Raw genomic sequence first — 26,063 nt, 5'->3', positions numbered from 1 at the left:
AAACCGGCGGCCGCATCGATACGGCCGCCGCATGCTGCCGATCAGCCGTCTGGCAATTCGCCGGTGTATTCGTAGGCGACGGTGCCCTTCGGATGCCGGAACCAGCCCGGATCGCGATAGTCGTTGCGGCCGAGCCCCTGCCGCACCTTGCAGACCGTGAACATGCCGCCCATCTCCAGCGGCCCGAACGGGCCCGTGCCCGTCATCATCGGCAGCGTGTTGTCGGGCAGCGGCATTTCCATGCCGCCCATCGCGCCGCCCGTGCTGCCCATCGCCATGTAGTCGGGCACGAGCTTGCCGATCCGTTTCGCGAGATCCTTCTGCGGCACGCCGATCAGGTTCGGCACCTGGTGGCCCATCGCATTCATCGTGTGGTGCGACTTGTGGCAATGGAACGCCCAGTCGCCGGGGCGGTCGGCGGTGAACTCGATCGCGCGCATCTGCCCTACCGCGACATCGGCCGTCACCTCCGGCCAGCGCGCCGCCGGCGGAATCCAGCCGCCATCGGTGCCCGCGACTTCGAAGCTGTAGCCATGCAGGTGGATCGGATGGTTCGTCATCGTCAGGTTGCCGAAACGAATCCGCACGCGGTCGCCGGCTCGCACCGGCAGCGGATCGATGCCCGGGAACACGCGCGAGTTGAACGTCCACATGTTGAAGTCGGTCATCTCGTTCACGCGCGGCGTATAGCTGCCGGGGTCGATGTCGTACGCGGCGAGCAGGAACACGAAATCGCGATCGACCGGCATCGTGCCGCGATCCTTCGGATGCACGATGAACATGCCCATCATCCCCATCGCCATCTGCACCATCTCGTCGGCGTGCGGGTGATACATGAACGTGCCGTGCGATTCGAGCTGGAACTCGTAGACGAAGGTCTTGCCCGGTGGAATGTGCGGCTGCGTGAGGCCGCCGACGCCGTCCATTCCGTTCGGCAGCCGCAGCCCGTGCCAGTGGATCGTCGTGTGCTCGGGCAGCCGGTTGGTCACGAAGATGCGGACCTTGTCGCCTTCGACGGCCTCGATCGTCGGGCCCGGCGACTGGCCGTTGTAGCCCCACAGGTTCGCGTTCATGCCGGGCGCCATCTCGCGCACGACGGGCTCGGCCGTCAGGTGGAATTCCTTCCAGCCGTTCTTCATCCGCCACGGCAGCGACCAGCCGTTCAGCGTCGCGACGGGCGTGTACGGGCGGCCGTTCGGCGGCACGAGCGGCGGCTGCGTGCCGGTCTTCGCCATCGTGGGCGCTTCGGGCAGCGAAGCGGCGCCGGCCTTGCTGACCATCGCCGCACCGAGCAGCGCGGCGCCCGAGCCGCTGAGAAATTGTCGACGGGACACCATGTCAATGACCTTCCGGATGCGGTTGCGCCGCGGGCGCCGGTTGCGCCGCGGGGGTGGAGGCCGGCTGCGGCGCAGCGTCGGCCTTGGGAGTGGATTCGGATGCCGATTCGGCGGAATTCGCCGCGCGCGGCGCAACACCTGATGACGGCAGCCGGCCGCCGACGGCGATCTGCAGATCGGTTTCGGCGAGCCAGTAGTCCTTCAGCGCATCGATGTAGCCGTTGACCGCGCCGACCTGTTCGCGCGCATCGGCCAGCAGTTCGAACACGCTTGCGAGCATCCCGTTGTAGCGCAGCAGCAGTTCGTCGGAGATCGTCGTGCGCAGCGGCACGACCTCGTCTCGGTAGTGCGTTGCGACGTCGTAGCTCGTCACGTACGCCGCATACGATTCGCGCACTTCGGAGCGCGCGTCGATCGCCGTCTTCGCGAGCCGGTTCGCCGACTGCATGTAGATGGCCTCGGCGCGCGCGACCTTTGCACCGCCCCAGTCGAACAGCGGAATCTCGACGCTGATCTCGTAGCCGTGCTCGTGGCCCTTGCCGGTCTCGTAGTTGTTCACGTAGCCGAGATCGACCGCGTTGACGAAGCGTGTCGCCTTGCTCAGGCCGAGCGACGACGCGACGCCCTGCGCCTGCAGCTTCGCGGCCTGGATGTCGAAGCGGTTGGTCATCGCGAAGCGTTCGAGATCGGGCAGGTCCGAGCGCGTTTTCGGCAGGTCGGGCAGGCGCTCGGGCAGCGCGTACTGCGTGCGCGCGCCCCACAGCCCCATCGCACGCGTCAGCTTCTCGCGGGCGGCCACGGCCTGCTGGCGCGCCTTCGCGTGCTGCGCGACCGCGTCGGCATGGAACGCCTGTTCGCGCGCGTAGTCGAGGCGGCTGAAGTTGCCGGCCTGCCGCATGCGCTGTGCGAGTTCGGCGGCCGCGCTCGCAGCGTCGCGCACCTGTTGCGCATAGTTCGCGGCCTGCTCGGCGGCGACGGCTTCCACGTAGGCGCGGCGCGCGTCGGCCGCCGCCTTCAGCATCGCGTCGGCCGTCTCGAGCTTGGTCTGCTCGAAGCGGCGACGTTCGATAGTCGTCGCGAGCGGCATCGTCAGCAATGCGAACACGTTCGCCGAGAACGTGCGGCCGAGCGTCAGCTCGCCGTCGCCGGCACGCGTGCGGCTGAACGCGAAGCGCGGGTTCGGCAGCCGGCCGGCCTGCACGAGGTCGGCCTCCGACAGCCCGAGTTCGGCGTACGACGCCTGCAGGCCGCGGTTGTTCAACAGCGCGACCTGCACCGCGTCGTCCATCGACAGCGGTTTCGCCAGCAGCTCCTTCGTCCGTTTGTCGACGGCTTCGCGGTCGGCGTCGGTCCTGACCATCACCGCGTCTTTCCCGATGCGCTCCGATGCGGCGGACGACACGGCGCCGAAACCGCCGTCCTTCGAAAACGTCGTACAGCCTGCGAGGAGCGCCAGCGTGACCGCGGCCGCGCCGATCCTCGGCGATATCGCCAGGTTCGTCATTGCGCGGCCCCTCCGTGCGTCGAATGCGCGCCGCCATGACGCGCCGCGTTGCCGGGTTTCGCAGGCCGCTCCATCACGTCCCGGTTCAGTTGTTTCCAGCCCGGGCCTTCGTCGTCGCGATACGGCCGGTAGCCGTCGAACGCGGACGGCACGGTAACGTCCGGCACCGACGCGGCTGCGTCCGCCGGATCGGGTAACGGGGTTTGCGCAGCCGCGAGCGACGGCACGAAAGCCGCCGCGCTCAACAGCGCCGCAGTGATCAGTCGCATGAAAATATCTCGTCGTGAATCGCCCGGCGGACCTGGTGCGGCCGCCGGCGTGGATGGCAGGTCGTGGCCGGTCGGCCACGGGTAGCAACTAGACGGGCATCCGGCGAGGCGGCCGGTCGATGCCGCCGGTCAGGAACGACACGACGACGACCGAAGGCGGCTGCGAGATGATCGCGACGCTGACGTCCGCCGCGGCGGGCACCACGGGCGCGCCCGACATGCCCGTACCGAAGCAGCACGACACGCACGCCGGGCATGACGATGCATGCCGCGCGTGGCCATCGTGATCGTGATGGCCTGCCTGCGCGGCCGGCATTGCGTTCGGGGCCTCCTCTACCGGCACGGCGCCAGCGCCAGCGCCCGCGCACGGCATCGACGCAGCCGCGAACGACTGGATCGGCAGGCTCAGCGCCAGCAGCACGACGAGGAGAAATTTGCGCCAGAACGACATGGATGCGGAATCAGGCAGACAACGACCGGTTGGGCCGGCGCGGCGCCGTGACGGCGCGCGCCGGGGGACAAGACGGTCGCAGCTTATCGCCGCCGCGGTGACGACGACATGGCCGAAACATGACCGGAATTTCATGAAACGCGGTGCCGCGACGCATCGGCGCTGCATGACAATCCCGTCATCCGGCGGTCATCCTTCGCGCACGCGCGGCGCCGTAAGCTCAGGCGTTACACTGACCGGCTGGAATCACGGACAGCCTGCCTCACCATGCGGATACTGATAGTCGAAGACGAACCCAAGATGGCGTCGTACCTCCGGAAGGGGCTGATGGAGGCGAGCTATACGGTCGACATCGCGGAAACCGGCAAGGACGGGCTGTTCCTCGCGCTGCACGAGGATTTCGACCTCGTCGTGCTCGACGTGATGCTGCCGGAGCTGGACGGCTTCGAGGTGCTCAAGCGGCTGCGCGCGCAGAAGCAGACGCCCGTGCTGCTGCTCACGGCCCGCGAGGCGATCGAGGACAAGGTGACCGGGCTCGAACTCGGCGCCGACGACTACCTGCTCAAGCCGTTCGCGTATGCCGAATTCCTGGCGCGCATCCGTTCGCTGTTGCGGCGCGCGCCGCGCAACGTGCGCGACATCCTGCAGGTGGCCGATCTCGAGGTCGACCTGCTCAAGCGCCGCGTGCGGCGCGCCGATACCCGCATCGACCTGACCGCGCAGGAATTCGCACTGCTGCAGCTGCTCGCGGAGCGCGAAGGCGAAGTGCTGACGCGCACGTTCATCACGTCGCAGATCTGGGACATGAATTTCGACAGCGACACGAACGTCGTCGATGCGGCGATCAAGCGCCTGCGCGCGAAGATCGACAACGCCTACGAGAAGAAGCTGATCCACACGATCCGCGGGATGGGCTACGTGCTCGAGGATCGTTCGTGACCGTGAACGCGAGCCCGGCTTCGTATTCGCTGCTGCGGCGCCTGACGGTCGCGTTCGCCGCCGTCGCCGCGCTCGTGTTCGCGCTGACCGGCGCGTATCTGTACCGTTCGCTATCCGCCGAACTCACGCGGCGCGACGATATCGAGATCTCCGGCAAGCTCAACCAGTTCCTGCAGCTCGCACGCGCCAGCGGATCGACGGCCGCGCTGCGCGCCGATCCGGCCGTGTTTCATGAAGTGCTGCTGTCGCATCCCGGTGTCTATCTCGGCATCTACGACGCGCGGAACCGCCCGCTCGTCGAGCATGCCGACGAAGCCGGCAACACGCTGGCGTCGCTCATCGCGGCACCGCATCCTGCCGGTGGAACGTCCGGCCCGTTCACCTGCTCGCCGTCCGGCATCGGCACGTCGCGCTGCGTGTACGCCCGAGCAACGCTACCGTCCGGCGAAGCGATCCAGGTCGCGCTCGCGCGTACGGCAACCGATCGCCAGTCGCTGCTCGAAAGCTATCGCGTCGACATCTGGCTCGCGGCAGCCGTCGGCGCGCTGCTGGTCGGCGCACTCGGCTACGCAGTCGCATCGCGCGGCCTGCGCCCCGTCGAGAGCCTCGGCCGGCAGACGTCGCGCATCGAGGCGCACAACCTGAACGCACGCCTCGACGCGCGCGGCGGCCCGGTGGAATTGCGCGAGCTTGCGACATCGGTCAACCGGATGCTCGACCGCCTCGAACGCGCGTTCGTTCGGCTGTCGCAGTTCTCTTCCGATCTCGCGCACGACATGCGCACGCCGCTCGCGAACGTGATCAGTTCGTCGCAGATCACGCTGTCGCGTGCCCGCACGACCGAGGAATACGAAGCGCTGATCGATTCGAACATCGAGGAATGCGAACGGCTGCAGCGGATGATCGAGAACATGCTGTTTCTCGCGCGCACCGACAACGCACGTCAGCACCTGAAGACCGCCGAACTCGACGCGGGCAGCGAACTGCGTCGGCTCGCGTCGTATTTCCAGGCACTGGCCGACGAGGCCGGCGTGCGCATCGACGTGCGCGGGGAAGCGCCGGTCGTCGCGGATGCGACGCTGTTCCGGCGCGCGGTGAGCAACCTCGCGTCGAACGCGCTCGAACATGCGGAAGCCGCGTCGACGATCGAGCTGGCCGTCTCGACGCAGCAGAATTACGCGGTCGTCGAAGTCACGAATCGCGGCGCCGCGATTCCGCCCGAGCAGGTCGAACGGATCTTCGAACGCTTCTACCGCATCGATTCGTCGCGGCACGGCGCGGCGCGCAACGCGGGGCTCGGGCTCGCGATCGTGAAGTCGATCATGGAGCTGCATCGCGGCAAGGTCGAGGTCGCGAGCCGCGACGGGCGCACGACGTTCGCGCTCTACTTTCCGCGCGGCGCGGAGCGTTGAACCGCTCCTCGACTTCCGGCTAGCGATCCCGTTCGGTCGCGAACGACCTGCGAATGCAGGCGAGCAGCGCGATGGTCGCGGCACTGAACACGGCCCCTGCGTAGAACGTGGCGGCGGCGCCTGCCCGGTCCCACAAGGCGCCCGCGACGACGCTCGACACGAGCGTCACGGCGCCGCTGAGCAGGTTGAACACGCCGAACGCCGTCCCTCGCAACTCGGCCGACGCGGCATGCGCAACCATCGTCGCGAGCAGCCCCTGCGTCATCCCCATGTGGAGTCCCCACAACGCGACGCCGACGAGCACGGTGCCCCAGTGCGTGCCGTGTGCAAGCACGATATCGGCGGCGATCAGCATGACGAGCCCGGCCACCATCAGCTTCGTGTGGCTCGTCGTGTCGGCGAGCTTGCCGAACGGGTAAGCCGACACCGCGTACACGACGTTCATCGCCACCATCACGAGCGGCACGAGCGCAACGGGCACGCCGCTGCCCATCGCTCGCAGCACCAGGAACGCCTCGCTGAAGCGGGCCAGCGCGAACACGGCACCGATCGCGACGACCCACCAGTAGCGGGCGCCGAGTTGCGCGACGACCTCGCGGCGGATCGGGTTGACGCGCGCCTCGCCCGGCGCGCGCGCCGGCTCGTCGATACCCAACGCGAGCAGCGCCACGGCCAGCACGCCGGGAATCACGGCCAGCCAGAACGCGAGGCGGAAATCGTCGCGCCAGGCCAGCATGATGACGACGGCCAGCAACGGCCCGAGGAATGCGCCCACCGTATCGAGCGACTGCCGCAGCCCGTAGGCGGCGCCGCGCAGGTGGACCGGCGTGACGTCGGCCACCAGCGCGTCGCGCGGCGCGCCGCGAATCCCCTTGCCGATGCGGTCGACGATCCGCGCCGTCACCACGACGCCGATCGTCGGCGCGATCGCGAACAGCGGCTTGCTCAGCGCGCCGAGCCCGTAGCCGGCGACCGCCAGCCACTTGCGATTGCGCAGGTAGTCGCTCAGCGTGCCGGAGAACACCTTGACGACCGGCGACGTCGCCTCGGCGATCCCTTCGATCAGGCCGATCGTCGTCGCGCTCGCACCGAGCCCCGCCATCAGGAACATCGGCAACAGGCTGTGGATGATCTCCGACGACACGTCCATCAACAGGCTCACGCAGCCCAGCACCCAGACGCTGCGCGGAATCTGGCGAAGAATGCCGGACGACGATTCGGTCTGCATGGGCGGCTCCCGGTCAGGAATCCCGACGTTGAATGCCTGTGATGCTACCGCAGGCCCGTGACCGGCTCGCAGGCTTCGGGGGTCATGCGTCCGCTCTAGTCGGCCGTCTCGCGCCGAATCTTGGCCTGCCGGCGCGTACGGTCGTTCAGTACCTGGTGCCGGCGATGGTCGGTCATCTTCTTCCAGTCGCGCGCCTCGTCGCGCGTGCGCAGGCAGCCGACACAAAAGCCCGTCCGGCCGTCGAACGCGCACAGCTCGATACACGGAGATTTCACGGCCACGATCAGGCCGCCTTCGCGGGCGTCATCACTTCGACGGTCACGTGAGACATGCCGTCGAAGCCCGCGACGAGCGCATGGTAGAAACGCGCATCGCGCGTGGCGTCGCCGGTTTCGACCGACACGATCGCACTCATGTGCCCGGGGCCGACGCGCCACACGTGGAGATCGTTGACCTTGTCGCCGAGCGCCTCGATCGCGCGACGGACGTTGTCCGTCAGCTTGCGATCGACGTTGACGTCGAGCAGGATGCCGCTCGTGTCGCGCATCAGACCGTAGGCCCAGTTGGCGATCACCAGCGCGCCGACGATGCCCGCCAGCGGATCCATCCACACCCAGCCGAACGCCCGCGCGAGCAGCAGACCGACGATCGCGAGCACCGACACGGCCGCGTCGGCGATCACGTGAATGTAGGCCGACCGGATGTTGTGGTCGCGATGCGCCGCCGCGTGCGAACCGTGGTCGTGGTGCGCGTGATGCGCGTCGTCGTGGTCGTGGTCGTGGTCGTGGTCGTGGTCGTGCGCATGATGATGGCCGTGACCGTGCCCGTGATGGTGGTCGCCGCTCAGCAGCCACACGCTGGCCAGGTTGACTGCGAGCCCCGCCACCGCGATCGGAATCGCTTCGCCGAAATGAATGGGCACCGGAGACAGAAGACGCGCGATCGCCTCATAGCCGATCAGCAGCGCGATCATCGCGAGCACGATCGCGCTCGTGAACCCGGCCAGGTCGCCGAGCTTGCCGGTGCCGAACACGAAGCGCGGATCGTCCGCATGCCGGCGCGCGTAGGTATAGGCCAGCGCCGCGATCAGCATCGCGCCCGCATGCGTCGACATGTGCAGCCCGTCCGCGACCAGCGCCAGCGACCCGAACAGCGTGCCGCCGACGATTTCGGCGACCATCATCGCCGAGCACAGGCCGATGACCATCCACGTTCTCCGTTCGTTCTGCTCATGCGCAGCACCGAGGAAGATGTGATCATGCCCCGCGCCGAACGCGTCATCCCGGAAAGTGTTCATGCGCCGCTCCGATTACTTGAAATAGCTGTGCACCACGTCGATCAGCTGCTCGGTCGCGCTGCCTTCATGTGCGTCAGGACCATGCGCATCGACCAGATGTTCGCGAATGTGATCTTCCAGCACGACGGCCAGCAGCCCGTTCATCGCGCCGCGGCAACTCGTGATCAATTGCAGGACTTCGTTGCAGCCGCGCTCCTCGCCGAGCGCGCGCTCGATCGCTTCGACCTGGCCCTTGATCCGACGCACGCGGTTCAGCAGCTTCTGTTTGTCGCGGACGGTATGACTCATCGATGGCTCCTGTATAGGGGAGGGGAGTATATCTCCAGGAAGGTTTCCCTATAGGGTAGAGGGGTATATTTTTTGAGATGAAGGCTTGCCGAAAGAAATCCGCTCGACTAGACTGCACTTCGTCTTTGGGGAGTAGCCTGCTTTCCGTCCCCGGAAAGCGAACGCGTCAACACACTCGGCCTGTGGCCGTGGCGCGTTCGGCCTGATCGGCTTGGCGAGACCATGGGCGCATCGCGTCGTTCCTGGTCGGACGTCGGCGGATGCGCCATGGTTCGTCAGCGTCCGACCACGGAGTCCCCATGTTCCCCACCGTCTTCTCCCCGCGCTCCCCTGCCCGCCGGGCACGTGCCTGCGGAGGTGCCGCATGACCTTCATGTTCCTCGAACTGGCGTTCATGCTGATCGTCATCCTCATCTCGGCCGAAGTCTTCACCAATGCGCTCGAACACCTCGGCGAACGCCTGAAGATTTCCGAGGGCGTCACCGGTTCGCTGTTCGCGGCCGTCGGCACGGCGCTGCCCGAAACGATGGTGCCGCTGCTCGCCCTGGCCGGCGGCACGGCGAACCAGGCCGTGAACGAGGAAATCGGTGTCGGCGCGATTCTCGGCGCACCGCTGATGCTCGCGACGCTCACCACGTTCCTGATGACGCTCGCCGTGATCCGCTCGCGCGGGTTGCGCGGCACGATCGCGCCCGAACGCACGGGCTTCGTGCGCGACATGAACACCTTCCTCGCCGCGTTCTCGCTGGCCACCGCGGCGATGTTCGTCCCGCATCACAACTGGGCCGTGCGCGCCCTGCTCGCCGCGATGCTGGTCGGGCTCTACGTGATGTACGTCGTGCTGACGTTCCGCGCGTCGACCCGGCTCGTCGATGCCGGGCACGGCACCGAAGCACCGCATGCGATGTTCCTGTCGCGTCTCGGCCTGCCGACCCATCTCGCGACGATCGTGCTGCAGTTGCTGATCGGCCTCGCGCTGCTGGTCGGCGGCGCGAAGGGCTTCATTCACGGCGTGGAAGGCGTGTCGCACGCGCTCGGTATCTCGGCGCTGCTGCTGTCGCTGATCATCGTGCCGATCGCGACGGAGTTGCCGGAGAAGGTCAACAGCGTGCTGTGGATCCGCCGCAAGAAGGACACGCTCGCGTTCGGCAACATCACCGGCGCGATGGTGTTCCAGGGCACGCTGCTGCCGGCGATCGGCATCATGCTGACGCCGTGGGAGCCGCGCCCCGAAGTGCTGACCGGCGTGATCATCACGCTCGCGGCGGCCGCGTGGCTGCGCTTCAATGCGCGCACCCGCGGGCTCGCGATCTGGGCGTTGCTCGCGAACGGCGCGGGTTATGCGGGGTATCTGGTCCTGACGCTGGGGCGCTGAGCTGGCTCACCCGGCACACGCCCGCCGGCCCGGCGCGAACGATGTCCCGCCGCGCCGCGTACCCGCGGGCGATTCAGATGCGCGCCTGGTTCACTCGCTGCGACAGTTGTTCGGCGCTTTCCTTGCGCTCGCTGTACCGGTCCGTCAGGTACGCGCCGACGTCGCGCGTCAGCAGCGTGAATTTGACCAGTTCCTCCATGACGTCGACGACCCGGTCGAAATACGCGGACGGCTTCATCCGGTCGTCGTCGCCGAATTCCATGAACGCCTTCGCGACGGACGACTGGTTCGGAATGGTCAGCATGCGCATCCAGCGCCCGAGCACACGCATCTGGTTGACCGCGTTGAACGATTGCGAGCCGCCGCTGACCTGCATGACCGCGAGCGTCTTGCCCTGCGTCGGCCGTACCGCGCCGACCGACAACGGGATCCAGTCGATCTGCGATTTCATCACGCCGGTCATCGCGCCGTGCCGCTCGGGGGAGCACCACACCATGCCCTCCGACCATTGCACGAGTTCGCGCAACTCCGCCACTTTCGGATGGTGCTCGGGGGCATCGTCGGGCAACGGCAATCCGGACGGATTGAAGATCCGGACGTCGGCGCCCATGGCCGTCAGCAACCGCGCCGCCTCCTCGACCAGCAGCCGGCTGAACGAACGCACGCGCAATGATCCGTAGAGCAGCACGATGCGAGGCGGATGCGTGGACGGAAGCGCGGGCTGCAGCCGGCTCGCGTCCGGTACGCGAAAGAGCGTGGCATCGAGTTGCGGCAGGTCGTTCAGGCGGTCAGACACGCTTGCCCTCCGCATCGATCACGATTTCGCCGTCTTCCTTCGCAAACGGCCCCTTCTGCGGATCGGGCAGGATATCGAGCACCTGCTCGGACGGGCGGCACAGCCGCGTGCCGAGCGGCGTGACGACGATCGGGCGATTGATCAGGAGCGGGTGGGCGACCATGAAGCCGATCAGATCGGCGTCGCTCCATCTCGGATTGTCGAGATCGAGCGCTTCATAGGGTGTCCCCTTGCGACGCAGCACGTCGCGAACGGGAATGCCCATCGCCGCGATCAGCGCGCGCAGTTCCGCTTCGCCCGGCGGCGTTTCCAGATAAAGCACGACGCGCGGCTCGACGCCGCTGTTGCGGATCATCGCCAGCGTGTTGCGCGACGTGCCGCAATCGGGGTTGTGATAGATCGTGATGTCGGTCATTTCCGGATTCCTGAATGATGTCACGCGCGCTCGTACCAGCCCTTCGAACGGTTGACGACGCGCACGACGAGCAGCATGACCGGCACCTCGATGAGCACGCCGACGACGGTCGCGAGCGCTGCACCGGAGTGGAAACCGAACAGGCTGATGGCCGCCGCCACGGCCAGTTCGAAAAAGTTGGATGCGCCGATCAACGCCGACGGGCATGCGATGCAGTGCTTCTCGCCGACGACGCGATTGAGCCCGTAGGCGAGCGCCGCGTTGAAGAACACCTGGATCAGGATCGGCACCGCGAGCAGCGCGATCACCAGCGGTTGCTTGAGGATCGCCTCGCCCTGGAACGCGAACAGCAGCACCAGCGTGGCCAGCAGCGCGGCGATGGACCAGGGGCCGATCTTCGCCATCGCGCGGTCGAACGCCGCCTGCCCGTTGGCGAGCAACAGCCTGCGCCACGCTTGCGCGAGGATCACCGGGATGACGATGTAGAGCACGACCGACGTGAGCAGCGTCGCCCACGGCACCGTGATGGCGGACATCCCCAGCAACAGCCCGACCAGCGGCGCGAACGCGATCACCATGATGCTGTCGTTCAGCGCGACCTGCGACAGCGTGAACAGCGGATCGCCGCCCGTCAGCCGGCTCCACACAAACACCATCGCCGTGCACGGTGCGGCGGCCAGCAGGATCAGGCCGGCGATATAGCTGTCGATCTGGTCGGCCGGCAGCATCGGCGCGAATAGCTGCCGGATGAACAACCAGCCGAGCAACGCCATCGAAAACGGCTTGACGAGCCAGTTCACGACGAGCGTGACGCCGATCCCCCGCACGTGCTGCCGAACCTCATGCAACGCACCGAAGTCGACCTTGACGAGCATCGGCACGATCATCACCCAGATCAACAGCCCGACGGGCAGGTTGACCTGGGCGTATTCCATGCGTCCGATGCGCTGGAAAAGCCCCGGCTGCGCCAGGCCCAGCGCGATGCCGAGCACGATGCAAAGCGCCACCCAGACGGTCAGGTAGCGCTCGAAGAATCCGATGGCGGGCTTGACTGCCAACGCCTGCGACGGGGCCGCGTTCGAGCCGGTCATGTGCGATCCCCGCAGCAGGCGGGCGCCGCCGGCACGCCGCAGGCCGCGCCGGCGCAGCAGTTCTCGGTCAGGAACCCGACGAGGCCGCTCATCGATTCGAAATTCGCCGCGTAATAGATGAACCTGCCGTCCTGGCGCGCGGTGACCAGATCCGCATGCGACAGATCCTTCAGATGGAACGACAGGCTCGAGGGCGACAGCCCGATCTGCTGCGCGATCGCGCCGGCCGGCAGTCCTTGCGGCCCGGCAACGACCAGCGCGCGAAAGATGGCCAGGCGCGCTTCATGAGCAAGCGCGCCCAGGGCGCGCACGACGAGATTGGAGTCCATGGCGCGAAGGATAGCGCCATCATTTCGATATTTCAAGTATTGTCGAAATGATGGTGGATCGCTATGCCAGTCGCTCGTCCACCTCCAGCACGGCCCGCACCGCCGGCCGCGCGCGCACCCGCTCGTACCACGCATGCAGGTGCCCGTACCGGGTCAGGTCGATATCCGCGTGGTACACCGAGCGCATCCAGTCGGCCTTGCCCCACCCGGTGAGCGCGAACAGATACGCGTCGGCGACCGTGAACGTATCGCCCGTCAGGAACGTCCGGCCGTCGAGCTGGCGGTCGATCCATGCGAAGCGGCTGTCGAGCTTCGTTCTCGCCGGGTCGACGTACTTCCCCGCCTGCACGGCATACAGCAGCGGGATGAAACCCTTGTGGATCTCGGTGCCGAGGAAGTTGAGCCATTCCATCAGCCGGTAGCGCGCGAGCGTGCCGTAGGCCGGCGCGAGCGCGGCTTCCGGGCGCTGGTCCGCGAGATACTGCGCGATCACCGGCCCTTCGCGCAGCACCGTGCCATCGTCGAGTTCGAGCAGCGGCACGTAGCCGAGTTCGGTCACGTCGTAGTAGTTGCGGCCGTCTTCGACGACATGCTTGCGCGCGTCGACCTTGACGATCTCCGCGTCGATGCCGCCTTCGCGCAGCACGATGCAGATCGCCTGCGAACAGCTGCCGGGAGCGTGATAGAGCTTCATGTGTTTCCTTCGTGAGTTGTCCATGTATCGATTCGCCGCGACGCGGGCGCTAATATCTCGCATCGGCACACGGCTGAGAAGACGGCAGTCGTTTGTGCCGTAGTCACAAAAAATTTACCGACCAGGATCGAGCACGATGAAAACGAGTGCGACAGGATGTTCCGTCGAAGAAGCGATGCGCCTGCTCGGCGGCCGCTGGCGGCTGCTGCTGGTGTCGTATCTGCTCGACGGGCCGCGACGCTTCAGCGACCTGCGCCGCGACATGCCGGGCATCTCGCAGCGCATGCTGACGCTCGACCTGCGCGCGCTGGAAGACGCGGGGCTCGTATTGCGAACCGTGTATCCGGAAGTGCCGGTGCGGGTCGAGTACGAGCTGACCGCCGACGGCGACCGGCTGCGGCCCGTCGTCGACGTGATGCGCGAATTCGGGCTGTGGCTGAAGGCACGCGATGCCGATGCGTCGTGCGACACCGACGTGGCACCGGGAGCGGCAGCCGCGATCGAAACGGCCCTCCATTCAAACCGATAACTCCTACTCTCTTACGCAGGAATCCACATTCATGGAACTTCACGCCACCGTCGGCGCGGCGACGTCCGATCTCGACGACGACGAAAGCTTCGCCAACATCTATTTTCACGATGCGGAGCAGAACTATTGCTTCTCGCTGTTGCGCTTCCCTGAGGACGCGCTGATCGAAGTGATGGTGCACGACCAGATCAATACGAGCGTCAAGGATCTGTCTGTACGCCTCACGGACACCATGATCGACGTCGAGCTCGAGCCCGCCGTTGCCGCGCGGCTCGACGGCCAGACGCGCTACGTGATCCATCTCGCGCCGGGCCAGTACGATCCGGTCAAGCTGCGCGCCGCGCTGAAGGAGATCTTCGTCGGCAAGAGCGGGTTTCGCGACGACAGCACGGGCGGCTAACGGCTCATTCGAACGATCATCGTCGCTTTTGCAAGCTGATGATCGTGCGCGGCGAAGCCGACGACCGCCGGCGTCGCGTCACGCTCGACCGGCAGCTTCGCCACCTTGAGCGCGGTCAGCGTGATGACGTAGCGATGTGTGTCGCCCTGCGGCGGGCACGGACCAAGATAGCCGGCGTGGCCTGTGTCGTTCTTCATCAGGACGGCGCCCGCCGGCAGCCGGGAAGTATCATTGCCCGCACCGAGCGCGATGCCGTGAGCCGACACCGGTATGTTGGCAACGACCCAATGCCAGAACCCCGATCCGGTCGGTGCGTCGGCATCGAACATCGTCAGCAGGTAGCTTTGCGTCCCCTCGGGCTCACCGCGCCATTGGATGGACGGCGAAACGTTGTTGCCGTGACACCCGAAACTGTCGGACACCTGTGCATCAGCGAACGTGCGACCGGCCAGTTCCGCGCTATCGATCGAGAAGCCCGCGGCGCGCGCCGTGCCGACGGCGATCAGCACTGCACAGAGGGCGAAACCGGCTTCGAATGTTTTCATTTTCATTGAGCAACTCACCAGTGAGCAGGATCGGAACGGGCATTCTTGCGTTCGCGAGGATCCGCAACAAGGCGAGTATCGGTACTGGTATCGTGGCTACCCGGCGGCGCCCGGCACGCACGCTCGCATAGAATTTCCGCATTTGGAAACCGGGCCGGGCCCGTCTGATCCATCCTCATCGACGACGGTCGCTCCCGACGCGACAATGACACGCTCCCTTCGACTCCACCCGCTCCCCCGCCTCGCGGCGCTGCTGCTCGCCGCGAGCGTATCGATCTTCCCCGCCGCGCAGGCAGCCAAGCCGCTGCTCACGTTCAAGGTCGACGACACCGTCACGGCCCGTGTCGAGCGCGCCGACAGCGCACACGTCACGGTCCGCTTCCTGCCGAGCGGGAAGACGCAGACGCTCGACGTCACGGCCGCCGACGAGGAAGGCCACTATCACCTCGCGACCGACGACTACAACTTCGACGGCCACCGCGATCTCGCCATGCACGCAACGCTCGGCATGGTCAACGACAGCTACGGCATCTACCTGTACGACGTCGCACGCCAGCGGTTCGAACCGCTGCGCATGCCAGCGAGCAACATGCCGCATGGCAACTGCGACGACCTGGTCAACGTGGCGGCGAAGCCGAACGAGCGCACGCTGTACAGCGCGTGCCGCGGCGGCCCGATCTGGTACACCGACGCGTACCGCTTCGATGCCGGCGGCAAGATGTACCTGTACCAGTCCAGCGAGGCGATACCGGACGACTTGCGCGACCTGCTCGACGGCGATTCCGGCCCGTCGTCGATGCTGCTGACTTACGACGCACATGGCAAGCGCGTGTCGCGCCGCCCCGACGCGTACGGCGGCGGCACCGTCACGTTCAAGGTGCGCCCGGCACGCCTGCCGATGCACGACGCGATGACCGATGCGCCCGCGCGCCGCTACGTCGTCGCGGGCGACACGGTCGAACTGATCGACACGAGCGCCGATTTCCAATGGCTGAAGGTGCAGTATCGCAATCCGCACGCCGGTGTCGTGCAAGGCTGGGTCAGCGCGAAGGAAGCGATGGCCAACTGAGGCACGACGCGGCTCGCGTGCCGCCTCTCCCACATATTGAACGCTCGGCGTCCCATTAATAGGGATGCCTGTTCAAATGTTGACGCACGTCACCTCACGGCTCTAACGTTCGCCCCAACGCCCTTCGATTCGGCCGCTCCGCTCGCGGGCGCCGGCCAGGCACAGAACACAGGAGACAACCGTGGCCCAATCCGCGTCACGCACCCACGCGAACCTGCCCGAGCGCTCGACCGCGCACGACCGTACCGCCCCCGAATCCGCCGTCCGCCCGGCCGCGACCACGCCACCGAGCCGCAAGCGCCTGCTGATTCTCGCGCTGCTGTTCGTCACGGTCGTGATCAACTATCTCGACCGCAGCAACCTGTCGATCGCCGCGCCCGCGCTGTTCAAGGAACTGAACATCGATCCCGTCCGCGCGGGCCTCGTGTTCTCCGCATTCGGCTGGACCTATGCGCTGATGCAGATCCCGGGCGGCTGGCTCGTCGACAAGGTGTCGCCGCGCGTGCTGTATGCGGGCGCACTCGCACTGTGGTCGGCCGCGACGCTGTTGCTCGGCTTCGCGGGCTCGTTCGTCGGGCTGATCGTGCTGCGTCTCGCGGTCGGTGCGCTGGAAGCGCCGGCCTACCCGATCAACAACCGCGTGGTCACGACGTGGTTCCCGACCCGCGAACGCGCAAGCGCGATCGGCGGCTACACGTCGGGCCAGTTCGTCGGCCTCGCGTTCCTCACGCCGGTGCTCGCGTGGCTGCAGGTGCATCTCGGCTGGCACATGGTGTTCGTCGCGACGGGCCTCGCCGGCATCGCGTGGGCCGCGGTCTGGTATGCGGTGTATCGCGAGCCGCGCGCGTTTCGCGGCGTCAACGCGGCCGAGATCGCGCTGATCCGCGACGGCGGCGGCCTCGTCGATCTCGAGGACCGTGTCGCGGCGCGCAGCGAACGCGCGCCGTCGACGTGGCGCGACCTCGGCGTCGTGCTCGGCCGGCGCAAGCTGTGGGGCATCTACCTCGGCCAGTTCGCACTGAACTCGACGCTGTGGTTCTTCCTCACGTGGTTCCCGACCTACCTCGTCAAGTATCGCGGGATGGATTTCATCAAGTCGGGCTTCCTCGCGTCGCTGCCGTTCCTCGCCGCGTTCGTCGGCGTGCTGTGCTCGGGCGTGCTGTCGGACTGGCTGATGCGCCGCGGCGCCTCGCAGGGCTTCGCGCGCAAGCTGCCGATCATCTCGGGGCTGCTGATCTCGACCTGCATCATCGGCGCGAACTACGTGACGTCCACCGGCTGGGTGATCGCGTTCATGACGATCGCGTTCTTCGGCAACGGCTTCGCGTCCATCACGTGGTCGCTCGTGTCGGGGCTCGCGCCCGCGCGGCTGCTGGGCCTCACGGGCGGTGTGTTCAACCTGATCGGCAACCTGTCCGCGATCGCGACGCCGATCGTGATCGGGCTGCTGGTCGACGGCGCGGACTTCTCGCGCGCGATCACCTACATCGCCGCGATGGCGCTCGCAGGCAGCCTGTCGTACGGGTTGCTCGTCGGCAAGGTCGAACGCATCGACGCATGAGCGCCGCAGGGGCGGCACGCGTGTGCCGCCGTCGCTCTGCTTTACTGCTGCCCGTGTGCCGTGTCAGAACCGCGTGAACCCGTCGCGGAATACGCCTGCGCCCGGCGACAGGATGTCCCTGATCAGCGTGCGGGTCGCATGCACCAGTGCCCGTTGAGTACGACGTCTTAGCCTTTCGTCTGCCACTCGTGCCCCTTGCCGCAGCGGAACAAGTATCTGCCCGCCATTCCGGTATAGTCCGTGGCAAGGCACTGCCCTCCGCGTGATAGTGCCGTCACCGTCAATCGCGACAGTCCTTCCGGGTCGCGCAACGCGTCACTCAGACGCTGGTTTGCGCACTCACGGCACCAAGCCCCCTGAGTCACGTCGTGCCCCGTTGCCTGCCAGCGGTGGCCTGCCGCACTCCCATTCATACAACCGACAGTATTTCCCCCTAATGACGTTTTCGGCCCGAAACGCTACAATCGCGCCGCTTTTCACCGGGGAACCGCATGCCGCTCAACGTGACCCCCTTCCACCGCGACAACGACCGCTTCAACGTGTCGTTCAAGGCGCTGGGCGAACTGATCGAGACGGTCGGCACGCCGCACTTCGTGCCGCGCCTCGCGCAACTGCTGAACGACGTGGTGCCGCTCGACGTCGCGCACGTCGAACGCTCGCGCGTCGACGGCACGATGCCCACCGGCTACCGATGCGAATGGATCGGTAGCAGCGGCATCGGCACCGAATCCACCGAAATCTCCGACGTGATGACGCTCTACTACGAGCGCTTTCTCGACAGCGACCCGCTGTTCGCCGGCCTGCGCGGCAAGACGGGCACGATGCTCGTCGTGCGCGACATCGCGGCGATCCCGCCCGGCGAATTCCGCCAGCGGCTGTTCGACGACGTGCATATCGGCCATGAATGCGTGCTCGCGCGCGGCACGCGTTATTCGCAGCACTCGATCGCACTGGAGCGCGGCCGCGACCGGCCGCCGTTCACGCTCACCGAGATGAACCGCTTCCGCAGCATCAGCGACGTGCTGTTTCCGCTGCTCGAACTGCATGCGTCGACGACTGCCGTGCGGCGCGTCGCGCACCCGACGCTCGAAGTCCACCCGCTCGCTCAGTTCGATGCGCGCATCGCCGCCGACGGCGTGAAGCTGTCAAAGCGCGAATACGAAACCTGCAAGCACCTGATCTCCGGCAAGACCGTGCCGGAAACCGCCGGGATTCTCGGCGTGCGCGTCGCGTCGGCCGAGTCGTACGTGAAGCGCGCGTTCGCGAAGCTCGGCGTGCGGACCAAACGCGAACTCGCCGCGTGGGGTTCGGCGACCACGGCCTTTCCTTCCGGCGGCGCGCACGACGGCGCCGCGCCACCAGCCATCTCGCGCTGACCTGACCGCGCCGCGCGGCCGCCTTCGATTCGCCGCAGGTGATCGACATCGGCGATGTCGTCTGGAGCGACATCGCGGCCACCACCCGCGTCGCGATGATGCTGCTCGACGGGCTCGGCTACGAGGCGACCAAGACGATCGCGTCGCCGCCAATCGTGCTGGCCGGCGTGGCGCTCGCGCCGCTCACCCGCTATCCGCGCAAGATGCTCGAACGCTGGCATGCGCGGTTCATGGACTAGGTGACCCGTCCGGCGATCACGCCCCAGTCGCGCGAGCTGGTCGACCGGCATCGCGAGAACGCCGATCTCTGCTGTATCGTGACGACGACCAACGTCTTCGTCGCGCGGCCGAATTCGGTATAGAGCACCTGCTCGGTATCGAGCTCGATACCGACGACGGCACGCCAGGCGGCGCATTTACCGGGCGCAGCACGGGCGCGCCGAGCTTCCGCGAAGGGAAGATCGTGCGCACGGCCGCATGGCTGGCGTCGCTCGGCTACGCCTCGTCCGATTTCGAATGCACTGACTTCTACAGCGATTCGATCAACGACGTGCCGCTGCTGGATGACGTCACGCATCCGGTCGCAACCCATCCCGACTCGAAGCTTTTTCAAGTGGCAGGCACGCGCGGGTGGCCTGTCATGAAGTTGTTCTGATTCGGGCGATATTCTCTGCTGTTCATTTTCATGTCTGGAGGGGTAATGAAATACGGAGCATGCAGCAACAATCTCGATCAATCAGGAATCCGATTCGAATCGAATCGCAAGCATGTCGTCAATTCGCGTCAGCCGGAAAGCCGCTTTCTGCGCTTGCGCGGCATTTTCATGATCACGCTCCTGTGCACGCTGGCCGCGTGCGGCGACGGCGACTCGGGCACGGCAGCCCATGTGGCTGCCGCGCGCGCGGCCGCACCGGGTTCAGCGTCCACGCCCGTCCTGCACTGCGCGAGCGCGTGCCACTGACCGACGCAGGCCGCGAGGCCAGCCATCCAAGACAGAGAGCGATCATGCAAAACAAACCCACAACACGACGTCAGTTCCTCGCCGATGCGTTGAAGCTCGCCGGTGCGACCGCGATCACGGGCATGCTGCCCGAAAGCATCGCGCGCGCCCAGGCCATTCCGGCGGCCACCGTTACCGGTACGATCCAGGACGTGAAGCACGTCGTGATCCTGATGCAGGAAAACCGTTCATTCGATCACTATCTCGGCACGCTGGGCGGCGCACGCGGCTTCGGCGATCCGCGGCCGGTCGTGATTTCGAGCGGGTATCCGGTGTGGCGCCAGCCCTGGCTGCTGTCCTACGTGTTTCCGTTCAACCCGTCCCCGCCCTTCGGCACGGCGAACGGCGACACCTACTACGGCGACCTCCCTCACGACTGGGGCACCACGCACAGCGCCTGGAACAACGGCCGCTACGACAACTGGACCGGCGCGAAGACCAGCGGCACGATGTACTACTTCACGCAGAACGACATCCCGTTCTACTACGCACTGGCGAGCGCGTTCACGGTGTGCGACGACTACCACTGCTCGATGCTCGGCCCGACCGACCCGAACCGGCTGTATCTGTGGACCGGCTGCTGCGGCAACGTGCCGGGCTATTCGCCATACACGGACAACACGATGACCGGCACTGGCTGGACGACCTTGCCGGAACGGCTGAACGCGGCCGGCGTCACGTGGAAGTTCTACCAGGACAAGGGCAACGGCCTGGATGCCGGCCACGCTTACGGCAATTCCAACAGCACCGGCAGCACGCTCTGGTGGAACGGCAACTACGGCGACAACATCGTTCTCAACTTCAAGCAATATCAGAACCTCGGCGCCAACGATCCGCTCGCGCCCGCGATCAACGGTACGCAGATCGACCCGAGCGGCGGCGGCAAGGAATACGACACGAACCTGTTCAGCCAGCTGCAGGCCGATGTCGCGAACGACACCTTGCCGCAGGTGTCGTGGATCGCCGCGCCTTACGCGTACTGCGAGCATCCGTCGTGGGCCGCGAGCGGCGGCGAATGGTACGTGAGCAACGTGCTGAATGCGCTGACCTCGAATCCGAAGGTCTGGGCCAGCACGGTCTTGCTCGTGATGTACGACGAGAACGACGGCCTGTTCGATCACGTGCCGCCCGCCGTCCCGGCCAGCGCCGCGGCCGGCACCGGGAAGTCGACCGTCTCGACGGCCGCGGAATTCGTCGCCGGCAGCGGCAGCGCATCGGACGGCTCGGCCAGCGGCGACGTACCGATCGGGCTCGGCCCGCGCGTGCCGATGTTCGTGATCTCGCCGTGGTCGAAGGGCGGCAAGGTGAATTCGCAGGTCTTCGATCACACGTCGGTGGTCCGGTTCCTGGAAGCGCGGTTCGGGTTTCAGGAAACCAATATCTCGCCGTGGCGACGCGCGGTATGCGGCGACCTGACGTCGGCCTTCGATTTCTCGAACGCCGACCAGACCGTGCCCGCGATCCAGCCGCCGGCGAGCAACATGAACCCGAATGGCCCGGCCGTCCTGATCCCCTACCCGACCACCACCGCGGTGCCGGCGCAGACCGCCGGCCGCAGCACCGCCTGCCGCCTGCCCTACGAGTTCTTCGTGCAAGGCAAGGTCAACCGCGCAGGCAACGCGCTGTCGCTGACGATGACCAACACCGGCACCGCCGGCGTGCACCTGCAGGCGTGGGTCGACGGCACGAGCACGATCCCCCGGCATTACACGATCGCGGCCAACGCAAGCCAGTGCGCGAACCTGTCGGATGCGCTCGCGCTGACTTCCGGCGGCAGCTACGACTATTCGGTCTACGGCCCGAATGGGTTCCTGCAGACGTTCCGCGGCAGCATCGGTTCGTCCCGCAACACCGGATCGACCGCCGAAATCAGCCTGTGCTACGACGTGGCGAACGGCAACGTGCAGATCACGCTCGACAACTCAGCCGGCGCCAGTGCGACCACGTTCCAGCTCACCGACAACGCCTACGGGATGAACACGAAGCAGTCGTTCACCGTCGCCGCCGGTGCGACACAGGCCGTCACGTGGTACGGCGACGGCGGCTGGTATGACGCCAGCATCCGCGACGCGAACGATCCGAACTTCCTGCGCCGGGTGGCCGGTTGCGTGCAGACGCAATCCGGCGCCCTGCTCACGGATTCGGCGATCGGCAATACCGGCAGGAAGTTCGTCGCGTCGCTCGCGTCGCAAGGCTCGACGTTCGGCACGCTGCGGTTCGACTACGTCGCGCCGCCGTGGAACCACAGCCCGAAGAACTGGGTGGGCATCTTTGCGCATGGCGCACAGCCGACCAAGGGCAGCTACAAGTCGTGGGCATATCTGCCAAAGAGCACCGGCTCGCTGCTGTTCTCGTCCACGGCCAACAGCACGCTGGCGTCGGGGCAGTACGATGCGTGGTACCTGTTCGACGACGGCTATACGCCGCTTGCGGGCCCCGTCACGATCAACATCTGACGGCATCGCCAGACGGCGCCGGCCGCTCGCTCGGGGCCGACACGCATTCGGGCGCGACGTGCCACGTTGCGCCCGAATGCTTTTCCCGCCGCGCGGTACGCGCTATACGAACAGAGCCTCGTAGAACGCACCGACGCCGACCGTCTCGAGATCGCGCAACCCGAGCGTGTTGATGTTCTCGATGCTCGCGCCGCACGCGGGCCGTGCGCCAAACGGCAAACAATGATTCGGTTTCCTGTCTTCTTTCATCCGCATGTGATCGACGGCCGTCATCTCAGCGAAGCGAGTACGGGGCCCACGCCGAAATCCAGCATAATCAGGCGGTCGAAAGAGCGCCTCGGCCGGCGCGCGAACCCCGCACACGTTTGCGCGGCCGTCCGGTTCATCGCTCGACCGCGTTCCGCCGCCACGCAAGCAGCCTGTCCGTGCCGGACCCGTACGCGGCGAACCGCGCGGGCGCAAAAAAACGAAGCACGAACACACGCGATGCGGCGCACATCACGACGCCGGCAATCGCATCACGGACACCACCACGCATCCCGCCGAAAACAGGACACCGACCTATGGACCAAGCCGAGCACATCAGCATCGAACCGGCGATCTCGCTTGCCGCCGACGAACTGGACCGTTGCGACTTCTCGTTCGACATCGCATGGGAGCTGAATGCGCCGTATCAGGATTTGCTCGACCTGCGTGCACTGCCCGCGCGCCGCAAGGACTACGGGTTCGATCCGGACGGCTGGGCAGACGAAGCGGCCGGCAGGACGGCACTCTTTCGCGCGACCGCCGGCGGCCAGTTCGCCGGCTTCGTCGCGGTCGCCGAGAGCTGGAACGGCATGGCCGAAATCGCGGAGCTGGCCGTCGACCGGGAACATCGGCGCCTCGGTATCGGGCAATTCCTGCTGGCGGCAGCGGAAGCGTGGGCGCGCAACCACGGATTCCGCTTCATGCGGCTGGAAACGCAGGCGAACAATGTCGCGGCCTGCTCCACCTATGCGCGTGCGGGCTTCGCCCTCGGCGGACACGACCGCTTCCTGTACGCCGACGGCGAAAACGCCGGGGAAGTCGCGCTGTTCTGGTACAAGGACCTGCGCGACGGGCAGACCGCACGGAGCCGCACGGTCGACCCCGCATCGGTGCGGCCGGTGCGCTGACGCGCCGCCGCCCGGCGCGTCATTGCCGCATCACTTCCGCGTCGCGACGATGAACAGCCGTGGGAACGGCAACAGCACGGTACCGTCGTCGAGTGCCGGATAACCGTCGGGCCCGGCGATCGCGTCGCGATAGCGCACGAGGAACGCACGCTGTTCGGCGTCGTCGAGCGCGGCGAGGAACGGCCGCAGCGCACTGCCCTTGAACCATTCGACAACCGCGTCCGCACCGCCGCGCAGCGGATGGTAGTAGGTCGTGCGCCACACGTCCACGCGCGAACACAGCGGCGACAGCAGCGCGTAGTAGTACCGCGCATCGAATCGCTCGGTACGCGCCGCCCCTTTCAGCTTGTCGGCCCACGGCCCGGCTGCGGCGACCTCGCGCATCAGGCGGTGCGCGGGCTCGTCGAGGTTGTCCGGCATCTGCACCGCGAGATGGCCACCGGGCGCGAGCCGGCCGACGAGCGCCGGGAACAGCGTGTCGTGCGCGGGCACCCATTGCAGCACCGCGTTCGACAGGATCAGGTCATAGCCGCCCGGATCGTCCCACGTCGTGACATCGGCAATGTCGAAACGCAGCGCCGGCAGCCGCTTGCGCGCGGCCGCGATCATGTCCGCCGATGCGTCGATCCCGTGGATCGTCGCATCCGGCGCGCGTTCGATCAGCGCCTCGGTCGAATTGCCGGGCCCGCAGCCGACGTCGATCGCGGTATGGATCGGCGTCTTCGGCACGGCGGCCAGCAGGTCGCGCACCGGCCGCGTGCGTTCGTCCTCGAACCGCACGTACTGGTTCGCGTATTGATCAAGTGGGGTCGTCACGAAGGTTCTCCTTGTCGGCAGCGGCGGCAAGCGTGCCGCGAGGGAGGCAGGCAGCCGCCGATGCAGCGCATTCTGCGACCGCGCTCGGCCTTCAGTAAAATGAATTTAATATCGTGATTGATTCAAGATTCTGATGAAGATCGATACGCTCGGTGTCCAGGCTTTCGTCGCGATCGCGGACGGCGGCAGCTTCAGGCAAGCGGCCGACACGCTGCACGTCACGCAAACGGCGATCACGCAGCGGCTGCGCAAGCTCGAATCCTATCTCGGCGTCGCGCTGGTCGAGCGCACCACGCGTCGCACCACGCTGACCGAGATCGGCCGGCGCTTCCTGCCGCAAGCGCGCCGGCTGCTGAACGAATTGTCCGACGCGCTGACCGAAATCCGCGAGACGGGCCTGAGCCAGCGCGGCGACGTCACGATCGCGTGCGTGCCGACGGTCGGCGTGCAGTACCTGCCGCGCATCCTGCGCGCCTTCTCCGGGCACCGGCCGCACGATCGCGTGAAGATCCTCGATCACGCGTCGGCGTCCGTGCTGCAGGCCGTGCTGCGGCGTGAAGCCGAATTCGGCATCAGCATCGCCGGCGATCAGCATCCCGAACTCGTCAGCGTGCCGCTTACGCACGATCCCTACGTGCTCGTGTGCCGCGACGATCATCCGCTCGCGAAGCGGCGGCGCATTCGCTGGGCGGCGCTGCAGCCGCATCCGCTGATCTTCGCCGGCGAAGTGAGCGGCAATCGCGGGCTGCTCGAAGGCGCATTGAAGACGAGCGGCGTGTCGCTGCATTCGTTCTACGAAGTGCAGCGCAGCTCGACGGCGCTCGGGCTCGTCGCCGAAGGGCTCGGCGCGGCCGTCGTGCCGAAGCTCGCGATCCAGAGGAATGCCTATCCGATGATCCGCACGATCGAGCTCGTCGAGCCGTCGGTGTCGCGCACGCTCGTGCTCGTCACTCGCAAGAGCGCACAGCTGTCGCCGGCCGCCCGCGCGCTGTACGACATGATCGTCGCGCGGGCGACGCCAACGCGGTAATCCGTGAGCGTGCGGTATGGGTAGCCGCGAGACATCGCCGCGTGTCGGCAGGTGTCAGGAAGCTGCGCCATTGCCGGCGAATCGCGTTTACAGCACCTTCACCATGAACACGCGTGACGTCCCTTCCGGCTCGCACGGCACTTCGCCGAATGCTTCGTAGCCTTGCTTCCGGTAGAAATCCGGCGCCTGGAACGAGATCGTGTAGAGCACCGCACGCGCACATCCGCGTCGTTTCGCCTCCGCTTCGGCCTCGCGCAGCAGCCGGCTGCCGAAGCCGCCTCCACGCAGCGATTCGGGCAGGTAGAACAGATCGATGAAGAAGAGGCCGAGCGACGTGCGCCCCGTCAGGCCGCCCATGATCTCGCCGGTCGCGGGATCGGTGACGTACACGTCGAGCGCGGCCGCATCCGAGCGCCCCGTCATCGCGTGGTTGAATTCGCCGAGCTTGCGGCTGATGAAATCTCGTGCGGCCGGCTGCTCGGTGTCGGTCAGGCGAAGGGTAACGTCGGGATGGGCGGTCATCGGGCGAGTGCGTGCGTGAACGGGCCGCCGGGCATGCAGCACCGCGGCAGGCATCGCACGACTATAGCGCGTCGCCCGCTGCGTGGCGACCGCGCCGTTGCCGCGCGATTCCGCTCCCGGCCACACGCTCACGCCATCGCGAACGCCGCCTTCAGGTCGGCCATCCGGCGCCGCTCGCGA

General features: G+C 66.8%; 28 protein-coding genes, 1 pseudogene and 1 riboswitch. Of the genes and pseudogenes, 13 read left to right on the top strand and 16 right to left on the bottom strand.

The genetic code is table 11. The features are described from left to right. Window positions 1-41: 41 nt before the first annotated feature. From U5798_RS35070 to U5798_RS35055, 4 genes are all read right to left on the bottom strand, one after another. Window positions 42-1,337, bottom strand: a complete 1,296-nt coding sequence (locus tag U5798_RS35070; protein WP_322084688.1) for a copper oxidase — start codon at window positions 1,335-1,337, stop codon at window positions 42-44. Window position 1,338: 1 nt separating this feature from the next. Then, window positions 1,339-2,841, bottom strand: a complete 1,503-nt coding sequence (locus U5798_RS35065) for a TolC family protein (protein ID WP_322084687.1) — start codon at window positions 2,839-2,841, stop codon at window positions 1,339-1,341. Next, complete coding sequence (locus tag U5798_RS35060; protein ID WP_322084686.1) at window positions 2,838-3,110, bottom strand: hypothetical protein; 273 nt, start codon at window positions 3,108-3,110, stop codon at window positions 2,838-2,840. Before U5798_RS35060 ends, U5798_RS35065 begins: the two co-directional genes overlap by 4 nt. Window positions 3,111-3,198: 88 nt before the next feature. Further along, complete coding sequence (locus U5798_RS35055; protein ID WP_322084702.1) at window positions 3,199-3,561, bottom strand: hypothetical protein; 363 nt, start codon at window positions 3,559-3,561, stop codon at window positions 3,199-3,201. Between the two features lie 267 nt (window positions 3,562-3,828). Here U5798_RS35055 and U5798_RS35050 point away from each other — a divergent pair, with 267 nt between their 5' ends. Beyond that, window positions 3,829-4,500, top strand: coding sequence for a heavy metal response regulator transcription factor (locus U5798_RS35050; RefSeq protein ID WP_124457052.1), 672 nt, complete (start codon window positions 3,829-3,831; stop codon window positions 4,498-4,500). A 2-nt stretch (window positions 4,501-4,502) separates the two neighbouring features. Continuing rightward, window positions 4,503-5,912 carry a heavy metal sensor histidine kinase gene (locus U5798_RS35045; protein ID WP_322084701.1) on the top strand — a complete coding sequence of 470 codons (1,410 nt, stop codon included), beginning with the start codon at window positions 4,503-4,505 and terminating at the stop codon, window positions 5,910-5,912. Between the two features lie 19 nt (window positions 5,913-5,931). On the opposite strand, the gene U5798_RS35040 is transcribed toward U5798_RS35045, so the two are convergent. The 4 genes from U5798_RS35040 to U5798_RS35025 all read right to left on the bottom strand — a co-directional run bounded on the left by U5798_RS35040 (window position 5,932) and on the right by U5798_RS35025 (window position 8,725). Further along, window positions 5,932-7,140, bottom strand: coding sequence for an MFS transporter (locus U5798_RS35040; RefSeq protein ID WP_322084685.1), 1,209 nt, complete (start codon window positions 7,138-7,140; stop codon window positions 5,932-5,934). Between the two features lie 95 nt (window positions 7,141-7,235). Then, window positions 7,236-7,421 (bottom strand): DUF1289 domain-containing protein, encoded by a 186-nt coding sequence (locus tag U5798_RS35035; protein WP_322084684.1) that lies wholly within the window; start codon window positions 7,419-7,421, stop codon window positions 7,236-7,238. Between the two features lie 2 nt (window positions 7,422-7,423). Then, on the bottom strand, window positions 7,424-8,437 hold the full coding sequence (gene dmeF, locus U5798_RS35030) for a CDF family Co(II)/Ni(II) efflux transporter DmeF (RefSeq protein WP_322084683.1): 1,014 nt from the start codon (window positions 8,435-8,437) through the stop codon (window positions 7,424-7,426). A gap of 12 nt (window positions 8,438-8,449) precedes the next feature. After that, complete coding sequence (locus tag U5798_RS35025) at window positions 8,450-8,725, bottom strand: metal/formaldehyde-sensitive transcriptional repressor (protein WP_124457057.1); 276 nt, start codon at window positions 8,723-8,725, stop codon at window positions 8,450-8,452. A gap of 115 nt (window positions 8,726-8,840) precedes the next feature. Then, window positions 8,841-9,008, top strand: a riboswitch (yybP-ykoY riboswitch). Window positions 9,009-9,089: 81 nt separating this feature from the next. Between U5798_RS35025 and U5798_RS35020 the strand changes: the two genes are divergently transcribed. Then, window positions 9,090-10,100: a sodium:calcium antiporter gene (locus tag U5798_RS35020; RefSeq protein ID WP_322084682.1), complete on the top strand. Its 1,011-nt coding sequence runs from the start codon at window positions 9,090-9,092 to the stop codon at window positions 10,098-10,100. A 73-nt stretch (window positions 10,101-10,173) separates the two neighbouring features. On the opposite strand, the gene arsH is transcribed toward U5798_RS35020, so the two are convergent. The 5 genes from arsH to U5798_RS34995 all read right to left on the bottom strand — a co-directional run bounded on the left by arsH (window position 10,174) and on the right by U5798_RS34995 (window position 13,425). Beyond that, window positions 10,174-10,911, bottom strand: coding sequence for an arsenical resistance protein ArsH (gene arsH / locus U5798_RS35015; RefSeq protein WP_322084681.1), 738 nt, complete (start codon window positions 10,909-10,911; stop codon window positions 10,174-10,176). After that, window positions 10,889-11,311 (bottom strand): arsenate reductase (glutaredoxin), encoded by a 423-nt coding sequence (gene arsC / locus U5798_RS35010; RefSeq protein WP_124456986.1) that lies wholly within the window; start codon window positions 11,309-11,311, stop codon window positions 10,889-10,891. Before arsC ends, arsH begins: the two co-directional genes overlap by 23 nt. 20 nt (window positions 11,312-11,331) lie before the next feature. Continuing rightward, entirely contained in the window at window positions 11,332-12,402 is a 1,071-nt protein-coding gene (gene arsB / locus U5798_RS35005) for an ACR3 family arsenite efflux transporter (protein WP_322084680.1), read from the bottom strand. After that, the gene (locus U5798_RS35000) at window positions 12,399-12,731 is read right to left on the bottom strand and encodes an ArsR/SmtB family transcription factor (RefSeq protein ID WP_124456991.1); all 333 of its coding nucleotides are present in this window, start codon (window positions 12,729-12,731) and stop codon (window positions 12,399-12,401) included. The genes arsB and U5798_RS35000 overlap by 4 nt, the downstream gene beginning before the upstream one ends. 61 nt (window positions 12,732-12,792) lie before the next feature. Continuing rightward, complete coding sequence (locus U5798_RS34995; RefSeq protein ID WP_322084679.1) at window positions 12,793-13,425, bottom strand: glutathione binding-like protein; 633 nt, start codon at window positions 13,423-13,425, stop codon at window positions 12,793-12,795. Window positions 13,426-13,561: 136 nt separating this feature from the next. On the opposite strand from U5798_RS34995, the gene U5798_RS34990 reads away from it, so the two are divergent. After that, entirely contained in the window at window positions 13,562-13,954 is a 393-nt protein-coding gene (locus U5798_RS34990) for a helix-turn-helix domain-containing protein (protein WP_322084678.1), read from the top strand. Between the two features lie 31 nt (window positions 13,955-13,985). Beyond that, complete coding sequence (locus U5798_RS34985) at window positions 13,986-14,354, top strand: hypothetical protein (RefSeq protein WP_322084677.1); 369 nt, start codon at window positions 13,986-13,988, stop codon at window positions 14,352-14,354. On the opposite strand, the gene U5798_RS34980 is transcribed toward U5798_RS34985, so the two are convergent. Further along, complete coding sequence (locus tag U5798_RS34980) at window positions 14,351-14,899, bottom strand: YbhB/YbcL family Raf kinase inhibitor-like protein (RefSeq protein WP_322084676.1); 549 nt, start codon at window positions 14,897-14,899, stop codon at window positions 14,351-14,353. The two genes, U5798_RS34985 and U5798_RS34980, sit on opposite strands and share 4 nt — an antisense overlap. A gap of 205 nt (window positions 14,900-15,104) precedes the next feature. Here U5798_RS34980 and U5798_RS34975 point away from each other — a divergent pair, with 205 nt between their 5' ends. The 7 genes and pseudogenes from U5798_RS34975 (at window position 15,105) to U5798_RS34940 (ending at window position 23,515) form a co-directional block, all read left to right on the top strand. Continuing rightward, the gene (locus U5798_RS34975) at window positions 15,105-15,968 is read left to right on the top strand and encodes an XAC2610-related protein (RefSeq protein ID WP_322084675.1); all 864 of its coding nucleotides are present in this window, start codon (window positions 15,105-15,107) and stop codon (window positions 15,966-15,968) included. A 181-nt stretch (window positions 15,969-16,149) separates the two neighbouring features. After that, entirely contained in the window at window positions 16,150-17,529 is a 1,380-nt protein-coding gene (locus U5798_RS34970) for an MFS transporter (RefSeq protein ID WP_124456980.1), read from the top strand. Window positions 17,530-18,020: 491 nt separating this feature from the next. After that, window positions 18,021-18,905, top strand: coding sequence for a helix-turn-helix transcriptional regulator (locus tag U5798_RS34965; protein ID WP_322084674.1), 885 nt, complete (start codon window positions 18,021-18,023; stop codon window positions 18,903-18,905). Window positions 18,906-19,072: 167 nt separating this feature from the next. After that, window positions 19,073-19,560: pseudogene (locus tag U5798_RS34955) on the top strand (HAD family hydrolase); the annotation flags it as partial. A 168-nt stretch (window positions 19,561-19,728) separates the two neighbouring features. Beyond that, window positions 19,729-19,866 (top strand): hypothetical protein, encoded by a 138-nt coding sequence (locus U5798_RS34950; RefSeq protein ID WP_322084673.1) that lies wholly within the window; start codon window positions 19,729-19,731, stop codon window positions 19,864-19,866. Window positions 19,867-19,910: 44 nt separating this feature from the next. Then, window positions 19,911-22,361 carry a phosphocholine-specific phospholipase C gene (locus U5798_RS34945; protein ID WP_322084672.1) on the top strand — a complete coding sequence of 817 codons (2,451 nt, stop codon included), beginning with the start codon at window positions 19,911-19,913 and terminating at the stop codon, window positions 22,359-22,361. Between the two features lie 563 nt (window positions 22,362-22,924). Then, the gene (locus tag U5798_RS34940; protein WP_322084671.1) at window positions 22,925-23,515 is read left to right on the top strand and encodes a GNAT family N-acetyltransferase; all 591 of its coding nucleotides are present in this window, start codon (window positions 22,925-22,927) and stop codon (window positions 23,513-23,515) included. Window positions 23,516-23,545: 30 nt separating this feature from the next. Here U5798_RS34940 and tam read toward each other — a convergent pair whose 3' ends face one another. After that, window positions 23,546-24,331 carry a trans-aconitate 2-methyltransferase gene (gene tam, locus U5798_RS34935; protein WP_322084670.1) on the bottom strand — a complete coding sequence of 262 codons (786 nt, stop codon included), beginning with the start codon at window positions 24,329-24,331 and terminating at the stop codon, window positions 23,546-23,548. A gap of 133 nt (window positions 24,332-24,464) precedes the next feature. Between tam and U5798_RS34930 the strand changes: the two genes are divergently transcribed. Beyond that, window positions 24,465-25,361 (top strand): LysR family transcriptional regulator, encoded by an 897-nt coding sequence (locus U5798_RS34930; RefSeq protein WP_322084669.1) that lies wholly within the window; start codon window positions 24,465-24,467, stop codon window positions 25,359-25,361. An 87-nt stretch (window positions 25,362-25,448) separates the two neighbouring features. Here U5798_RS34930 and U5798_RS34925 read toward each other — a convergent pair whose 3' ends face one another. Then, the gene (locus U5798_RS34925; RefSeq protein WP_124456959.1) at window positions 25,449-25,883 is read right to left on the bottom strand and encodes a GNAT family N-acetyltransferase; all 435 of its coding nucleotides are present in this window, start codon (window positions 25,881-25,883) and stop codon (window positions 25,449-25,451) included. Window positions 25,884-26,063: the final 180 nt, after the last annotated feature.

The sequence above is a fragment of the Burkholderia sp. BCC1972 genome (assembly GCF_905339605.1).
Taxonomy (GTDB): Bacteria; Pseudomonadota; Gammaproteobacteria; order Burkholderiales; family Burkholderiaceae; genus Burkholderia.
This window is presented reverse-complemented; position numbering and strand designations above follow the sequence as displayed.

Bases quoted from the DNA above. Each gene is read 5' to 3' on its own strand.
- U5798_RS34945 (WP_322084672.1), top strand. From the start codon at position 19,911: ATGCAAAACAAACCCACAACACGACGTCAGTTCCTCGCCGATGCGTTG.
- U5798_RS35055 (WP_322084702.1), bottom strand. From the start codon at position 3,561: ATGTCGTTCTGGCGCAAATTTCTCCTCGTCGTGCTGCTGGCGCTGAGC.
- arsC (WP_124456986.1), bottom strand. From the start codon at position 11,311: ATGACCGACATCACGATCTATCACAACCCCGATTGCGGCACGTCGCGC.
- U5798_RS35020 (WP_322084682.1), top strand. From the start codon at position 9,090: ATGACCTTCATGTTCCTCGAACTGGCGTTCATGCTGATCGTCATCCTC.
- U5798_RS35070 (WP_322084688.1), bottom strand. From the start codon at position 1,337: ATGGTGTCCCGTCGACAATTTCTCAGCGGCTCGGGCGCCGCGCTGCTC.
- U5798_RS35040 (WP_322084685.1), bottom strand. From the start codon at position 7,140: ATGCAGACCGAATCGTCGTCCGGCATTCTTCGCCAGATTCCGCGCAGC.
- arsB (WP_322084680.1), bottom strand. From the start codon at position 12,402: ATGACCGGCTCGAACGCGGCCCCGTCGCAGGCGTTGGCAGTCAAGCCC.
- U5798_RS35065 (WP_322084687.1), bottom strand. From the start codon at position 2,841: ATGACGAACCTGGCGATATCGCCGAGGATCGGCGCGGCCGCGGTCACG.
- U5798_RS34950 (WP_322084673.1), top strand. From the start codon at position 19,729: ATGATCACGCTCCTGTGCACGCTGGCCGCGTGCGGCGACGGCGACTCG.
- U5798_RS34995 (WP_322084679.1), bottom strand. From the start codon at position 13,425: ATGAAGCTCTATCACGCTCCCGGCAGCTGTTCGCAGGCGATCTGCATC.
- U5798_RS34925 (WP_124456959.1), bottom strand. From the start codon at position 25,883: ATGACCGCCCATCCCGACGTTACCCTTCGCCTGACCGACACCGAGCAG.
- U5798_RS34975 (WP_322084675.1), top strand. From the start codon at position 15,105: ATGACACGCTCCCTTCGACTCCACCCGCTCCCCCGCCTCGCGGCGCTG.
- dmeF (WP_322084683.1), bottom strand. From the start codon at position 8,437: ATGAACACTTTCCGGGATGACGCGTTCGGCGCGGGGCATGATCACATC.
- U5798_RS35050 (WP_124457052.1), top strand. From the start codon at position 3,829: ATGCGGATACTGATAGTCGAAGACGAACCCAAGATGGCGTCGTACCTC.
- U5798_RS34980 (WP_322084676.1), bottom strand. From the start codon at position 14,899: ATGAAAACATTCGAAGCCGGTTTCGCCCTCTGTGCAGTGCTGATCGCC.
- U5798_RS34990 (WP_322084678.1), top strand. From the start codon at position 13,562: ATGAAAACGAGTGCGACAGGATGTTCCGTCGAAGAAGCGATGCGCCTG.
- U5798_RS35000 (WP_124456991.1), bottom strand. From the start codon at position 12,731: ATGGACTCCAATCTCGTCGTGCGCGCCCTGGGCGCGCTTGCTCATGAA.
- U5798_RS34985 (WP_322084677.1), top strand. From the start codon at position 13,986: ATGGAACTTCACGCCACCGTCGGCGCGGCGACGTCCGATCTCGACGAC.
- U5798_RS34930 (WP_322084669.1), top strand. From the start codon at position 24,465: ATGAAGATCGATACGCTCGGTGTCCAGGCTTTCGTCGCGATCGCGGAC.
- U5798_RS34940 (WP_322084671.1), top strand. From the start codon at position 22,925: ATGGACCAAGCCGAGCACATCAGCATCGAACCGGCGATCTCGCTTGCC.
- arsH (WP_322084681.1), bottom strand. From the start codon at position 10,911: ATGCGGAGGGCAAGCGTGTCTGACCGCCTGAACGACCTGCCGCAACTC.
- U5798_RS34965 (WP_322084674.1), top strand. From the start codon at position 18,021: ATGCCGCTCAACGTGACCCCCTTCCACCGCGACAACGACCGCTTCAAC.
- U5798_RS35025 (WP_124457057.1), bottom strand. From the start codon at position 8,725: ATGAGTCATACCGTCCGCGACAAACAGAAGCTGCTGAACCGCGTGCGT.
- U5798_RS35060 (WP_322084686.1), bottom strand. From the start codon at position 3,110: ATGCGACTGATCACTGCGGCGCTGTTGAGCGCGGCGGCTTTCGTGCCG.